This window comes from Iamia sp. SCSIO 61187, assembly GCF_019443745.1.
Classification (GTDB): domain Bacteria; phylum Actinomycetota; class Acidimicrobiia; order Acidimicrobiales; family Iamiaceae; genus Iamia.
Genome location: NZ_CP050948.1, coordinates 2,764,397 through 2,778,683, shown reverse-complemented (window position 1 = coordinate 2,778,683; position 14,287 = coordinate 2,764,397). Strand labels below are relative to the sequence as shown.

Annotated in this window: 11 protein-coding genes; 8 read left to right on the top strand and 3 right to left on the bottom strand. The window is 74.7% G+C overall.

The window, feature by feature from the left end:
• Window positions 1-69 precede the first annotated feature (69 nt).
• Window positions 70-1,272, top strand: coding sequence for a pitrilysin family protein (locus HC251_RS13260; protein WP_219941087.1), 1,203 nt, complete (start codon window positions 70-72; stop codon window positions 1,270-1,272).
• A gap of 10 nt (window positions 1,273-1,282) precedes the next feature.
• Here HC251_RS13260 and HC251_RS13255 read toward each other — a convergent pair whose 3' ends face one another.
• Entirely contained in the window at window positions 1,283-1,684 is a 402-nt protein-coding gene (locus tag HC251_RS13255; RefSeq protein WP_219941086.1) for a MerR family transcriptional regulator, read from the bottom strand.
• A 45-nt stretch (window positions 1,685-1,729) separates the two neighbouring features.
• On the opposite strand from HC251_RS13255, the gene HC251_RS13250 reads away from it, so the two are divergent.
• Entirely contained in the window at window positions 1,730-2,362 is a 633-nt protein-coding gene (locus HC251_RS13250) for a class I SAM-dependent methyltransferase (protein WP_219941085.1), read from the top strand.
• A 6-nt stretch (window positions 2,363-2,368) separates the two neighbouring features.
• On the opposite strand, the gene HC251_RS13245 is transcribed toward HC251_RS13250, so the two are convergent.
• Window positions 2,369-3,622: a CapA family protein gene (locus HC251_RS13245; RefSeq protein WP_219941084.1), complete on the bottom strand. Its 1,254-nt coding sequence runs from the start codon at window positions 3,620-3,622 to the stop codon at window positions 2,369-2,371.
• Between the two features lie 17 nt (window positions 3,623-3,639).
• Window positions 3,640-4,305, bottom strand: coding sequence for a TetR/AcrR family transcriptional regulator (locus HC251_RS13240; protein WP_219941083.1), 666 nt, complete (start codon window positions 4,303-4,305; stop codon window positions 3,640-3,642).
• Between the two features lie 137 nt (window positions 4,306-4,442).
• Here HC251_RS13240 and HC251_RS13235 point away from each other — a divergent pair, with 137 nt between their 5' ends.
• From HC251_RS13235 to HC251_RS13210, 6 genes are all read left to right on the top strand, one after another.
• On the top strand, window positions 4,443-5,885 hold the full coding sequence (locus HC251_RS13235) for an NAD(P)/FAD-dependent oxidoreductase (RefSeq protein WP_219941082.1): 1,443 nt from the start codon (window positions 4,443-4,445) through the stop codon (window positions 5,883-5,885).
• Window positions 5,886-5,903: 18 nt separating this feature from the next.
• Complete coding sequence (locus HC251_RS13230) at window positions 5,904-7,658, top strand: amidohydrolase family protein (protein WP_219941081.1); 1,755 nt, start codon at window positions 5,904-5,906, stop codon at window positions 7,656-7,658.
• Window positions 7,658-8,623, top strand: coding sequence for an alpha/beta fold hydrolase (locus tag HC251_RS13225; protein ID WP_219941080.1), 966 nt, complete (start codon window positions 7,658-7,660; stop codon window positions 8,621-8,623). The genes HC251_RS13230 and HC251_RS13225 overlap by 1 nt, the downstream gene beginning before the upstream one ends.
• Window positions 8,624-8,713: 90 nt before the next feature.
• Window positions 8,714-10,105 (top strand): ATP-grasp domain-containing protein, encoded by a 1,392-nt coding sequence (locus HC251_RS13220; RefSeq protein ID WP_219941079.1) that lies wholly within the window; start codon window positions 8,714-8,716, stop codon window positions 10,103-10,105.
• Between the two features lie 51 nt (window positions 10,106-10,156).
• Complete coding sequence (locus HC251_RS13215; protein WP_219941078.1) at window positions 10,157-13,246, top strand: class I tRNA ligase family protein; 3,090 nt, start codon at window positions 10,157-10,159, stop codon at window positions 13,244-13,246.
• Window positions 13,246-14,283 carry a hypothetical protein gene (locus HC251_RS13210; RefSeq protein ID WP_219941077.1) on the top strand — a complete coding sequence of 346 codons (1,038 nt, stop codon included), beginning with the start codon at window positions 13,246-13,248 and terminating at the stop codon, window positions 14,281-14,283. Before HC251_RS13215 ends, HC251_RS13210 begins: the two co-directional genes overlap by 1 nt.
• Window positions 14,284-14,287 lie beyond the last annotated feature (4 nt).

Here is a 14,287-nt window from a genome sequence, read left to right as displayed (position 1 = left end):
CTCCTGAGGCCCATGGGGATTGACAGAACGGACCTGGCGGTCACGACCCTGCCCTCCGGGCGCAGGGTCGTGACCGACCGCGTCCCCGGTGCGGCGTCGGTCAACGTCCTCGCCCTCGTGGGCGTGGGCGGACGGGACGAAACGGCCGCCCAGGCCGGGGTGTCCCACTTCCTCGAGCACCTGCTCTGCAAGGGCAGCACGACCCGGGCCTCGGACGTGGTGGCCGAGGACGTCGACGCCCGCGGCGGCGACCTCGACGCCTTCACCGACCGCGAGCGGACCGCGGTCCAGCTGCGGGTGCCGGCCCACGACCTGGGCTTCGCCGTCGACCTGGTCGGCGACCTCGTCCTCCGGCCGGCCATGCGCCCCGACGAGATCGAGGTCGAGCGGCGGGTGATCCTCGAGGAGCTGGCCCAGGCCCTCGACGACCCCGAGGACCGGGCCCACACCCTCACCAACGCCGCCCTGTACGGCGATCACCCGCTGGCCCGCGAGATCATCGGCGACCGCCGGACGCTCCACGCCCTGGGCGTCGACGCCATCGGCGCCTTCCACCGGGCCGAGTACCACCCGCGGGCGATGGTGGTGGCCGCGGCGGGGGCCGTCGTCCACGACGAGGTCGTCGAGATGGTCGCCCGGTGGGACGACGGCGCCGCGCCCCACCCGCCGAGCGCCCTCGCCCCCCGGGGCGTCCCCGGTCTGCAGCCCCGCACCACCGAGGTGGTGCGCCAGGGTGGCGAGCAGGTGACGCTGGTGCTGAGCTGGCCCCTCGGACCGGTCGACCAGCCAACGCGCCTCCCGCTGGCCGTCCTGGCCCACATCCTGGGCGGCGGCCCGGCCAGCCGCCTGTTCCGCACCGTGCGCGACGAGCGGGGCCTGGCCTACGCCGTCGACGCCTCGCTCGCCCTCTACTCCGACGTCGGCCACCTCGCCGCCTTCGCCGCCTGCTCACCGGAGGCCGTGGCCCCCGTGCGGGCGACCATCGCCGCCGAGGTCGAGCGGCTCGCGTCCGAGGGCCCCACCCCCCGCGAGGTCGAGGTCGCCGTCGGCTACGTCGCCGGGTCGTCGACCCTCGCCCTGGAGGACACCGGCACCCGGTCGTGGTGGGCGGCCATCGGCGAGCTCGAGCGGGGCGGCGCCCGGCCCGCCACCGAGTGGATCGACGCCTATCGCCGGGTCACCGTGGACCAGGTGCGCCAGGTCGCCCGCCGCCTGGCCGGCGACCCCACCGTGGTCGCGGTCGGGCCCGTCCCGAGGCGGACCAGGCTCTAGCCCGGGCGGGTCAGGCCGGGGTCCGGAGGCGTCGGGTGATCTCCGCGCCCATCGTCTCGCACTCGGTCATCGGGTGGTCATGCGGGCAGCCGAGGGTGCCGTGCAGGTAGCTGCGGGCGTGCTGGAGGCGGGCGATCTCCTCGTCGAGCACCGTGAGCCGCCGCCGGGCGATCGCCTTCCACTCGTCGATGTCGGCCGCCCCGATCACCCCGGCGATCTCGTCGAGCGACAACCCTGCGTCCTGGAGCATCCCGATGAACACCAGCCGGCGGAGGGTCGCGGTGCGGTAGCGACGCTGGCCCGAGACCCGGGCGTCGGGCGCGAGCAGGCCCCGCCGTTCGTAGTAGCGGACGGCGGAGGTGGCCACCCCGGCCCGGGCCGCGACCTCGCCGATGGTCAGGAGATCGTCCATCCCGGCAGTTGACGTGAACCCGGGTTCAACCGTCAAGGTCGGATCATGACCGAGCCCATCCTCGCCCCGACCGACCTCAGCGTCCCCAACCACCACGCCGACCACCCCGGGTTCTCCGGGATCAGCGGAACCGTCCTGGCCCTCGTCTTCGCCGTCGGGCGGGGACGCGCCGCCCGGGTGGCGGCCGACCTGGCCGACGTCGCCCCCGGGGACCACGTCGTCGACGTCGGCTGCGGGCCTGGGACGGCGCTGCGGATCGCCGCCCGACGGGGCGCGTCCGGGGTCGGGGTCGACCCCGCTCCGGTGATGCGACGCGTGGCCCGGGCCCTCACCCGGCCGGGGCGGCCGATCCGATGGGCGCCCGGGGTGGCCGAGGATCTCCCCGTGCCCGACGGGGCGGCCACCGTGGTGTGGTCGATGGCCACCGTGCACCACTGGCAGGACGTCGAGCAGGGCCTGGCCGAGGCCCACCGCGTCCTGGCTCCCGGCGGCCGCCTCCTCGCCGTCGAGCGGCGGACCGTCGCCGGCGCCGAGGGCCGGGCCAGCCACGGCTGGGTCCCGGCCCAGGCCGAGGCCTTCGCCGTCGCCTGCCGCCACGCCGGGTTCACCGACGTCGCGGTGCGCACGGAGCGCGTGCGGTCGAGCGACCAGCTCGTGGTGCTGGCCACCCGGCCCTGAGGGGCCTCAGGGGCGGAGGGCGATGCCGGCGCCGCTGCGGTTCACGACCCCCATGGTGCGGGCCTGGCTGGCCTCGAGCGCGGCGCGCAGCCCGGGGTCCAGGTCGGGGCGGGCGAGGGTCGCGGCGGTGGGCAGCACCTCGTAGGTGCCGAGGTCGACGAAGGTGGGCACCGCCTCGATCGTCCGCACCGCCAGCGGGCCGCCGGCCGGTCCGGCCACCGTGACCACGACGGTCAGGCCGTCGCGCCGCACGTCCTGGGACTGGTTGGAGAGCTGGTTGCCGAGGCCGAAGACGACCCAGGTGTCGCCGACCCGCTCGATGGGCTGGACGACGTGGGCGTGGTGGCCGACCACCAGGTCGACCTCGGCGATGGCGGTGACGGCGGCGGCCATGTCGCGCTGGTAGGCGTCCGGTTCGTGCTGGTACTCGGTGCCCCAGTGGACGCTGACGACGACGAGCTGCGCCCCGGCGGCCCGGGCCGCGGCCGCATCCCGGGCCACCACGGCGGGGTCGAGGGCGTCGACGATCCACGGGGCGTCGGCCGGTGGCTGGTAGCCGTTGAAGCCGTAGGCGTAGGAGAGGTGGGCGACGACCACGCCGTCGAGGGAGTAGAGGCGGGGCGCCACGTCCTCCTCGGGGGACCGGGCCGTGCCGACGTGGCCCAGGCCGAGGGCGTCGAAGGTGCCCAGGGTCGCGTCGATGGCCGGCCGCCCTCCGTCGAGGCTGTGGTTCGACGCCGTCGAGCAGCCGTCGTAGCCGGCGCCGGCGACGGCCCCGGCGAGCTCTCGCGGGGCGTGGAACGACGGGTAGCCGGTGACCTGCTGGCCGTCGCCCACCAGCGGCACCTCCAGGTGGCACAGGGCCAGGTCGGCGCCGCCGACGATCGGCGCCAGCGGGGCGAGCATGGGCCCGAAGTCGTAGGGCGCCCCGGCGGCGGCGCCGTCGCGCTGGGCCTCGGCCACGAGCGGCATGTGCGTCAGGAGGTCGCCGCCGAAGGCGAGGGTGCGGACGACCTCCGGGGGCGGGGCGGTGGTGGGCGGGGCCGTGGTCGGCCCGGTGGTGGGCGGGGGCGTCGGCGGCTCGGGGGTGGCCGGGTCGCCGTCGTCGACCGCCACCACGGGCGTGGTCGACGAGGGGGGTGGGGGTGCGGCGTCGGTCCCCGCCTCGGCCCCGCAGGCGCCGAGGAGGAGGGCCAGGGCCAGTCCGACCCGCGGGGCGTGGTGTCGTGCCGTGCCCCGAGGGTAGGTGACCTCCGCCACACGGGGGCGGATGCCGGTCAGGACGACCGGCGTCGGGCGGTGATCTGGCGGGTGGCGGCGGTGGTCGCGGTGAACAGTGCCGTCGTGTCGGCGACGAGCTGGTCGAGGGTGACGTCGAGGTGACCGTCGAGCCAGGCCACGATGGTCTCGGTCAGCCCGCCCACGAGCATGGGCGCGGCGACCAGGCCGATCGTCTCCCCCGGCGGCGGGGGGCCGTGGCGCTCCCGACCCAGCTCGGTCAGGGCCAGGCCCACGTCGTGGAGGGTGGTGAGCCGGCGTCGGGCGAGGGCCTCGTTGCCGAGGGCCTCGGTGTAGAGCACCCGGGCCCGGCGGGGGTCCTCGGCCACGAAGCGCACGACGGTCTCCACGCCGGTGCGGGTGAAGGCCTCCTCGTCGTCGCCCACGTCGGCCAGGCGGGCGGCCAGGAGGGCGCCGAGCTCGGCCACCTGCTGGTCGTAGACGGCGACGAGCAGGGCGTCGCGGTCGGCGAAGCTCTCGTAGAAGTAGCGGGGGTTGAGGCGCGTCGCCCCGCAGACCGCCCGGACGGTCGTGGCCGCGTCGCCCTCGGTGCCGAGCAGCTCGAAGGCGGCCTCGACGAGCAACCGCCGGCGCTCGGCGCGGCGCTCGGCCGGGGGCACCCCCACCCAGCGGTGGGCCCCGGCGGCGGTGGGGGCGGCAGGCATGGGCTCCACGCTAGGTGATGCTGGCAACGGGCGTTGCCATGGGGTACCGTCACATCTGGCAACGCCCGTTGCCAAAGCGACCACACGGGGTCAGACCCCATGTGACCGCGCCGGACGATGGCTGGAGGGTCGGCTCGATGCACGTGGTGGTCGTGGGCGGTGGCATCGGCGGGCTGGCGACCGCCCTGATCCTCGGACGCCAGGGCCACCGGGTCACGGTGGTCGACCGGGACGGGATGGCGCCGGCCGCCGACGTCGACGCCGCCTTCGGGGCCGACCGCCGGGGCGCGCCCCAGACGCGCCACACCCACGGCTTCCTCGCCCGCCTGGTCCTCGAGCTCCGCCACCGCCTGCCCGACATCCACGACGAGCTGGTGGCGGCCGGGGCCGTCCCGCTGCCCCTCACCCGCGCCTTCGCCGACGACCGCCCCGGCGACGAGGACCTCGTCGTCCTCACCATGCGCCGCTCCACCGTCGAGTGGGTGCTGCGCCGCCGGGCGGCCGAGTCGTCGGTCGAGCTGTGCAGCGACCGCGGCGTCACCGGCCTGCGGGCCAAGCCCGGAGAAGCCGCCGGCGGCGCCCCCACCATCACCGGCGTCGAGCTCGACGACGGCACCGCCCTCGACGCCGACGTCGTGGTGCTCGCCACCGGCCGGCGGGGCCCGGTCCCGGCCTGGCTGGCGGCCGTGGGCGCCGACGTCCCCGAGGAGGTCCACGAGAGCGGCCTCGTCTACCTCTCGCGCTGGTACCGCCGACCGGGCGGGTTCGCCGTGCACGGCGAGGCCAAGGCCGGCGGCGACCACGGCTTCCTCAAGTACCTCGCCATCCCCGGCGACGGCGACGTCGCCTCCATCACCCTCGCCCTGCGCACCAGCGACGCCGAGATGCGGGCCCTGCTGGCCAACGAGGACCGCTTCGACGCCGCCGCCGCCCTGTTCGAGGGGGCCCGGGCGCTGTTCGACCAGGGCGACGTCGAGCCCGTCACCGACGTGCTCCCGATGGGCGGTCTCATCAACCGGCGGCGGCGCTTCCTCGCGCCCGACGGCCAGCCCGTCGCCCTCGGCCTCCACGCCGTGGGCGACGCCCACACCTGCACCAACCCGCTCTACGGCCGGGGCTGCTCGCTGGCCGTGGTCCAGGCCGGGCTGCTCGCCGACGCCATCGCCGCCCACCCCGCGGCCACCGCCGACGACGCCGACGCCCGGGCCCGCGCTTACGAGGCGGCGTGCACCCGCGAGGTCGTGCCCTGGTTCGAGATCTCCGTCCAGTCCGACGCCATGGGGAGCGACCCCAACGGTCGCAACATCGCCGCCACGGGCACCGACGCGGTGGCCGAGTCGGCCGCCCACGACGCCAACCGGGCCATCGCCCGGGTCTTCGCCGCCGGCGGCCAGGACCCCGTCGTCGGTCGCGGCCTGATGCGCCTGATGAACCTGCTCGCCACCCCGTCGGACCTGATGGCCGACCCCGAGTTCACGGCGCAGGCCATGACGATCCTCGGCGACCCCGACACCTACCCCGTCCCGCCCCCTCCGCCCGGACCCACCCGGACCGAGCTGCTCGCGCTGCTCAGCGCGTAGACCCAAGGAGCACCCGACGTGCACGACCTCGTGATCCGCAACGGACGCATCGCCGACGGGAGGGGAGGACCCTCGTCCGTCGCCGACGTCGGCATCGACGGCGAGCACATCGCCGCCGTCGGCACCGACGTCGGCCCCGGCCACCGGGAGATCGACGCCGACGGCCGCCTCGTCACCCCCGGCTGGGTCGACATCCACACGCACTACGACGGCCAGGTCACCTGGGACCCGGACGTGTCGCCGTCGAGCTGGCACGGGGTCACCAGCGTGGTGATGGGCAACTGCGGGGTCGGCTTCGCCCCGGTGCGGCCCGACCAGCGGGACTGGCTGGTCCAGCTGATGGAGGGCGTCGAGGACATCCCCGGCGCCGCCCTCACCGAGGGCATGACCTGGGCCTGGGAGAGCTTCCCCGAGTACCTCGACGAGGTCGAGAGCATGGCCCGGGTGCTCGACGTCGCCGCCCTGGTGCCCCACGGCGCCCTCCGGGCCTACGTGCTGGGCGAGGGCCGCGGCAACGACGTCGCCACCGCGGCCGAGATCGCCACCATGCGCGACCTGGCCCGGGAGGCGCTGGTGGCCGGGGCCGTCGGAGTCTCCACCACCCGGACGCTGCTGCACCGGGCCAAGGACGGTGAGCTGGCCGCCGGCACCACCGCCGCCGCCCAGGAGCTGATCGGCATCGGCGAGGCCCTGGCCGGCATCGGCCACCGGGTCTTCTCGGTCGCCAGCGACATGCTCGACCTCGACGGCGAGATCGCCTGGATGGCCGAGATCTCCCGCCGGGCGGGGGTCCCGGTGACCTTCCAGACCCTGCAGACCGATCTGGCCCCCGAGATGTGGCGGGACTGGATCGACCGGGGCCTGGCCGCCAACCGCACCGGGGCCTGGCTCGTGCCCCAGGTCGCCGGGAAGCCGGCGTCGATCCTCGTGGGCTTCGAGTCGAGCTTCCACCCCTTCACCAAGCACGCCGCCTACCAACCCCTGGCTGACCTGCCCCTCGACGAGCGCCTCGCCGCCCTCCATCGGCCCGAGGTGCGGCAGGCGATCCTGTCCGAGGAGCGCACCTTCACCGGCTCCGAGGGCTTCCTCTACGGGAACATGCACAAGCTGTTCCCGCTGGGCGACCCGCCGCAGTACGAGCCGTCGCCGGAGGAGAGCGTGGGCGCCATCGCCGCGCGCCACGGTGTCTCGCCGCTGGAGGTCGCCTACGACCTCATGCTCGAGCGGGGCGGCAAGGAGCTCCTCTACCTGCCGATCCTCGGGTACGCCAACGGCGGGCTGTGGGCGATCGACGAGATGCTGCGCCACCCCGGCACCGTCCTCGGCCTGGGCGACGGCGGCGCCCACTGCGGCGTGCTCTGCGACGCCAGCCTCCCGACGTTCATGCTCACCCACTGGGCCCGCGACCGGGACCGGGGCCCGGTCATGGCGGTCGAGCAGATCGTCCAGCACCAGACCAGCCGCACCGCCGCCCTCTACGGCTTCGCCGACCGGGGCGTGCTCGCCCCCGGGTACCTGGCCGACCTCAACGTCATCGACTTCGACGGTCTGGCCCTCGACCCGCCCGAGATGGCCTACGACCTGCCCGCCGGGGGCAAGCGGCTGATCCAGCGGGCGCGGGGCTACGGGGCCACGATCAAGTCCGGGGTGGTGGTGCGCGAGGACGACCAGGCCACCGGCGAGCGGCCCGGAGGGCTGATCCGGGCCGGGCGTGGGGGGGCGTCCGGCCCCCGCCGCCCCGGCGCCGCGCCCGTCCCGGCGGGGATGGCGTGATGGCGGAGCGCACCATCACCCGTCCCGACGGGGTCGAGCTCCGCGTGGTCGAGGCGGGACCGGCCGACGGCCCGCCGGTCGTCCTCGCCCACGGGTTCCCGGAGCTGGCGTACTCGTGGCGGCACCAGATCCCGGCCCTGGCCGAGGCCGGGTACCACGTCCTCGCCCCCGACCAGCGGGGCTACGGCGGGTCGTCGCGTCCGGAGGCGGTCGAGGCCTACGACATCGTCCACCTGACCGACGACATCGTCGCCCTGATCGACGACGTCGGCCGCGACACGGCGGCGATCGTGGGCCACGACTGGGGCTCGATGGTCGTGTGGGGGACGGCGCAGCGCCACCCCTCGCGGGTCGCGGGCGTGGTCGGCATGAGCGTGCCGTTCGTCCCGCGGGGCGACCACCCGCCGACCGCGGCCATGCGCCACCTCCTCGGGGACGCCTTCTTCTACATGCTCTACTTCCAGGAGCCCGGCGTGGCCGACGCCGACCTGGCCGCCGACCCCGAGCGGACGATGCGGGGGATGCTGCTCGGCATGTCCCCCGCGGCGCGGGAGTCCGTCGACCCGACGGCGATGTTCGCCAACGACGGGCGGGGGTTCGTCGATCGGCTCCCGCAGGTCACCGAGGTGCCCGACTGGATCACCGAGGAGGAGGTCCAGCACTACGTCGCCGAGTTCACCCGCACCGGCTTCACCGGGGGCATCAGCTGGTACCGGAACCTCGACCGCAACTGGGAGCTGATGGAGCCCCACGCCGGGCAGGAGGTCCAGCCCCCGGCCCGCTTCGTCGGCGGCGCCCTCGACCCGGTCCTGATGATGACGCCCCCCTCGGTGCAGGACGGCTGGCTGGCCGACGACCGGGGCACCGTCATCGTCCCCGAGGCCGGCCACTGGGTGCAGCAGGAGAAGCCCGCCGAGGTCAACGCCACCCTCCTCGAGTTCCTGGAGGGCCTCAACCCCTGGTGACCCCGCGAACCTTGTCCGGAACCCGGCCACAGAGGGGGACTTCCGGACAAAGCTGGAGGGGGGAGGGGGCGGCGCCGGTCACACTGGGGCATGGGCGCAGGGGAGGTGGCGCGGGCGATCGACCGGCTGGTCGGGGGGCGCGACGTCGTCCTCACCACCAACGCCGTGCGGGGGGTCGGTCCGCTCGTGGAGGCGGTGCGGTCGCACGGCGCCGCCCGGGTCCTCGTGCTCGGGACCGGCGAGGGCACCGGCGACCGGCCCGACGACGTCACCACGGTGCTGGCCCCGCGCCGGGCCGGGACGATGTCCGAGGAGGTCGTGGCGCTCGAGGGCCTCCTGGAGGGGCTGGAGCCCGAGGCCCTGGCCGCCATCGACGCGTGGGACCCGGACCGGCAGGCCCTGGTGCTGGCCAACCCCTTCGTCGTGGGCGCCGACCTGGGCGGACGGCCGATCGTCGGCCAGCGCCGCCCGGCCTGGGCCGCCGTCGAGGACAAGGCCACCGTCGACGACCTGCTGGTCGCGGCGGGGGTGCCGGTGCCGGCCCACGAGGTCGTCGCCCCCGCGCAGGCAGGAGCGGCGGCGAGGCGCGTCGACCGGGGCGACGGCGTGGTCGTGGCGGCCGGGGGGCGCAACGGCGGGGCCGAGATGGTCCGCTGGGTGGACCCGACCGAGGCCGCGGCGGTGGCCGAGGACCTGGTGGCCCGGGCGACGTGGGCACGCGGCGCCGGGGTGGGTCGGGTCCGGGTGGCACCGTTCGTCGAGGGCGTCCCCTGCAGCATCGGCGCCTTCGTCACCGGCGACGGGGTGGCCGTGCGGCGCCCGGTCGAGAACCTCAACCTGCGCCGGGGCCGCGGCTTCCTCTACGCCGGCATCTCGACGACCTACGACCCGCCGCCGGCGGTGCGCGGCGCCATGGAGGACGCCGCCCGCCGGGTGGGGGAGGAGCTCCGGAGGCGGGTCGGGTACCGGGGCGCCTTCGCGATCGACGGCATCGCCGGTGCCGACGGGTGGGTCGCGACCGAGGTCAACGCCCGGCTGTCGGGGGGCTTCGGCGCCCTCCCGGTCGACGGCGACCTGCCCCACGTCGGACTCGTGCAGGTCCTGGTGGCCGAGGGCCTGGCCGACGACGTCCTCACCGCGCCCGCCCTGGAGGCGCTCTACGGCGCCCGGGCCGACGCCAGCCGCACCTTCCGACTCGCCCGGGTGGTCGACGCCGTCCCGCCCGGAGGCCCCACCGGGGTCGACGTCGTCGTCGACGGCCCGACCGCCCGTGTCGCCGACCCTGACGAGGACCCACACGGCCACATGCTGATCGGCGCCGCCGCCACCGGTGCCGTCGTCCTCGTGCGGATGACGAGCGACACCGCCCCGCTCGCAGTCGGCCCCTCCGCCGCCCCGCTCGCCGTCAGCCTCCTGGACCTGGCCGGTCATCTCTGGGCCACCGGCACCGCCGGCCTGACGCCGCCGGGAGGACCCTGGTGACGTCGGGCGAGCCTTGGGGGAGCGATGAACCCCTCCGGTAGCGTCAACCCGATGTTCGCACCGCTGCCGGACAAGCCCGACCACCCCTCCATCGAGCAGCAGATCCTGGACCTCTGGGCCGCCCAGGGGACCTTCGACGCGGTGCGCGCCAAGAACGCCGACGGCCCCCGGTTCAGCTTCGTCGACGGCCCGGTGACGGCCAACAAGGACCTGGCCGTGCACACGGCGTGGGGTCGCACGCTCAAGGACGTCTTCCAGCGCTACAAGGCCCTCAAGGGCTTCCACCAGCGCTACCAGAACGGGTTCGACTGCCAGGGCCTGTGGATCGAGGTCGGCGTCGAGAAGGAGCTGGGCCTCAACTCCAAGCGCGAGATCGAGGAGTTCGGCCTGGCCGAGTTCGCCCGCCGCTGCCGCGAGGTCGTGGTGCGGTCCTCGGCCTCTCTCACCCAGGGCTCCATCCGCCTCGGCCAGTGGATGGACTGGGAGAACAGCTACTACACGTTCAGCGACACGAACATCTCCTACATCTGGCGCTTCTTGAAGGAGGTCCAGGACCAGCGGCGGCTGTACCGGGGCCACCGGTCCACCGAGTGGTGCCCCCGCTGCGGCACCTCGATCAGCGCCCACGAGCTGGTCGGCAGCTACGTCGACCAGACCGACCCCTCCCTGTACGTGCGGTTCCCCCTTCTCGACCGGCCCGGCGAGGCCGTCGTCATCTGGACCACCACGCCGTGGACCCTGCCGGCCAACGTCGCCGCCGCGGTGTCGCCCACCGCCCGCTACGGGCTGCGGGACGGCGAGTGGCGGGCCGTCGAGCGCCAGCTCGTCGACGGTGCCGTCCTCCCCGACGACGCCTTCGACGAGATCGTCACCGGGGCCGACATGGTCGGTTGGCGCTACGAGGGGCCCTACGACGACCTGCGGGCGGAGCGGGCCGTCGAGCACCGGGTCATCCCGTGGGACGAGGTGTCGATGGACGACGGCACCGGCATCGTCCACATCGCCCCCGGCTGCGGCACCGAGGACTTCGGCCTCAGCCAGGTCCACGACCTCCCCGTCATCACGCCGGTCGACGAGTCCGGCCTCTTCTACGACGACTTCGGCTGGCTGGCGGGCAAGGGCGCCCGCGCCGCGGCCGACGAGATCATCGCCGACGTCGAGGCCCGGGGCCGCCTGGTCGAGGCCGGCACCATCGAGCACCGGTACCCCGAGTGCTGGCGGTGCCACACGCCCCTGATCTTCCGCATCTCCGACGACTGGTTCATCCGGGTCGACGACGACCTGCGCCGGGCCCTCCGCGACGCCAACGCCACCGTCGAGTGGACGCCGGCCTACATGGGCAAGCGCATGGACGACTGGCTGGTCAACATGGGCGACTGGAACATCTCCCGCCGCCGCTACTACGGGCTGCCGCTGCCGTTCTACCCCTGCACCTGCGGGCACATCACCGTCATCGGGTCCCAGGAGGAGCTGGCCGAGCGGGCCGTCGACAGCCTCGACGGGCTCGAGGAGCTGCGCCGACCGTGGATCGACGACGTCCGGATCCGCTGCGCCGAGTGCGGCGACGTGGTCACCCGGGTCACCGAGGTGGGCGACGTCTGGCTCGACGCCGGCATCGTCCCCTTCTCGACCCTGGGCTGGCAGAACCCCACGGCGGTCCCCGAGGGCTACGCCACCGGCGCGGCCAAGGGCCTGACGACCGCGGACCTGCCCGACCACGCCTACTGGGAGGAGTGGTTCCCCGCCGAGTGGGTCTCGGAGATGCGCGAGCAGATCCGGCTCTGGTTCTACTCCCAGCTGTTCATGTCGGTGGTGCTCACCGGGCGGGCCCCGTACCGCAAGGTGCTGGGCTACGAGAAGATGCTCGACGAGACCGGCCGGGAGATGCACGGCTCGTGGGGGAACATGATCAGCGCCGAGCAGGCGTTCGACGAGATGGGCGCCGACGTGATGCGCTGGCAGGGCTGCGCCCAGCCGCCCAACCAGAACCTGCTCTTCGGCTTCGGCCCCGCCGGGGACATCAAGCGCAAGCTGCTCACCCTCTGGAACAGCGCCTCGTTCCTGGTCCAGTACGCGGTGATCGCCGACGTGGCGCCCGACCCGGCGCTGCTCGACGGGTTCGACGCCGGCGACGACGGCCTGACCGACCTCGACCGCTGGGCCCTGGCCCGCACCGCCCAGCTCGTCGCCCAGACCGAGCAGGGCTACGAGGACTACCTCACCGTCAACGTCATCCGCGCCTTCGAGGCCTACGTCGACGACCTGTCGAACTGGTACATCCGCCGCTCCCGCCGACGCTTCTGGGACGGTGACCCCGTCGCCATCCGGGTGCTGTGGTCGTCGCTCACCACCGCCCTGCGCACGATCGCCCCGGTGATGCCGTTCCTCACCGAGCACCTCTGGCAGCGGCTGGTGGTCGATCCCCTCGACGACGACGCCGTCCCCGCCTCGGTGTTCCTCGCCGGGTGGCCCGAGGTCGCCGCGCCCGACGCCGAGCTGCTGGCCGACGTGGCCGCCGTCCGCCGGGTGGTCGAGCTGGGCCGCCAGGCCCGGGAGAAGGTGAAGATCGGCCTGCGCCAGCCGCTCCGCCGCATCGTCGTCGAGGGCGAGCCCCGCGTCGCCCGCCACCTCGACGAGATCGGCTCCGAGCTGCGCGTCAAGGAGGTCGTGCTGGGCACGGTCGAGGCGACCCGGCTCAAGGTCCGCCCCAACCTCAAGGTCCTCGGGCCCAAGCTGGGCAAGGACGTCGTCGCCGTCCGCCAGGCCCTCGAGGCCGGCGAGTTCGTGGCGCGCGACGACGGTGGCGTCGACGTGGCCGGTCGGACCCTCAGCGCCGACGAGGTCCTGGTCGAGCGGACCGAGGTGGAGGGCTGGGCCGTCGCGGCCGCCGACGGGGTCACCCTGGCCCTCGACACCGCCCTCGACGACGAGCTGCGCACCGAGTCGCGCGTCCTCACCCTCATCCACCACGTCAACGGCATGCGCAAGGACGCCGGGCTGGCCCTCACCGACCGCATCGCCCTCACCTTGCCGGTGGCCGACGAGGACCTGGACCCGCACCGGGCCACCATCGCCAAGGAGGTGCTGGCGGTGGAGGTCGACTACTCCGACGTCGAGACGCCCGTCATCGCCAAGGTGTGATGGCCGACACGAGGGTCGCGGGCCGGGTCCCCCCGGTCTGGCTGTTCGCCCTGATGGTCGCCAACTCCGTGGCCGCCATCGGGCTCTTCGGCGACATCGCCCGGCACGTGACCTTCGGGTTCACCGTCGGCGAGAGCGACTTCCTGTCGAGCTGGCACCTGGTCCTCTACGGCGGGGTGGCCGGGGTGGCCCTCGTGCTCGGGGCCTTCGCCCTGGTGCACGGCCCCCGCGCCCCGCTCACCCTGCTCCGGAGCGCGTGCGCGGGCCTGGCCGCGCTCACCGCCGGCGGCATCGCCGACAGCGTCTGGCACGACGCCTTCGGGATCGAGGCGTCGTTCCAGGCCCTGGTCAGCCCGCCCCACCTGCTCGTCTTCGCCGGGCTCGTGCTGCTGATGGCCACGCCCATCGGCGTCGTCGCCGACGGTCCGTCGGTGCCGCTCGACGTGCTGCGGTCCGTGATCCTGGCCCTGTCGGTGACGTCGCTGCTCGTGGTCATCTCGCTCTTCACCGGGTACCTGACGCCCCTGATCGGCGGGAGCCGGTTCCAGGCCGGGGCCTACCTCGAGCCCCTCGTCGGCACCAGCTACCTCGACTACGACACGTCCCGGGGGCTGGCCCAGACGCTCTGGTTCGGCGTCCTCGTCAGCCTCGTCGTCGTCCTGGTCCGCGCCCGGTCGGCCCCGGTCTCGGGCACCTGGACGGTGGCCTTCGGGCTGCTGGGCGTGGCCCCGCTCGTCGCCAGCGGCCGTGATGCCCTGCCGCTGACCATCGCCCTGTTCGTCTACGGCCTGGTCTCCGACCTGGGCGGGACCCACCAGCAGCCCCACCCACTGGCCACCGGGACGGCCGTGGCGGCCATGTGGGCGGCCATGTTCGCCACCATCGAGGCCGTCGGCCGCCAGGAGCTGGTCTGGGTCAAGGAGCTGTGGGGCGGCGCCATCGCCACCGGGTTCCTGGTGGGCCTGGCCGTGGGCGGTGCCGTGCGCTGGGTCACGAGCCCGGCGCGGGTCGCCTCTCGCGTCGACATCGGCCGGTAGGCGG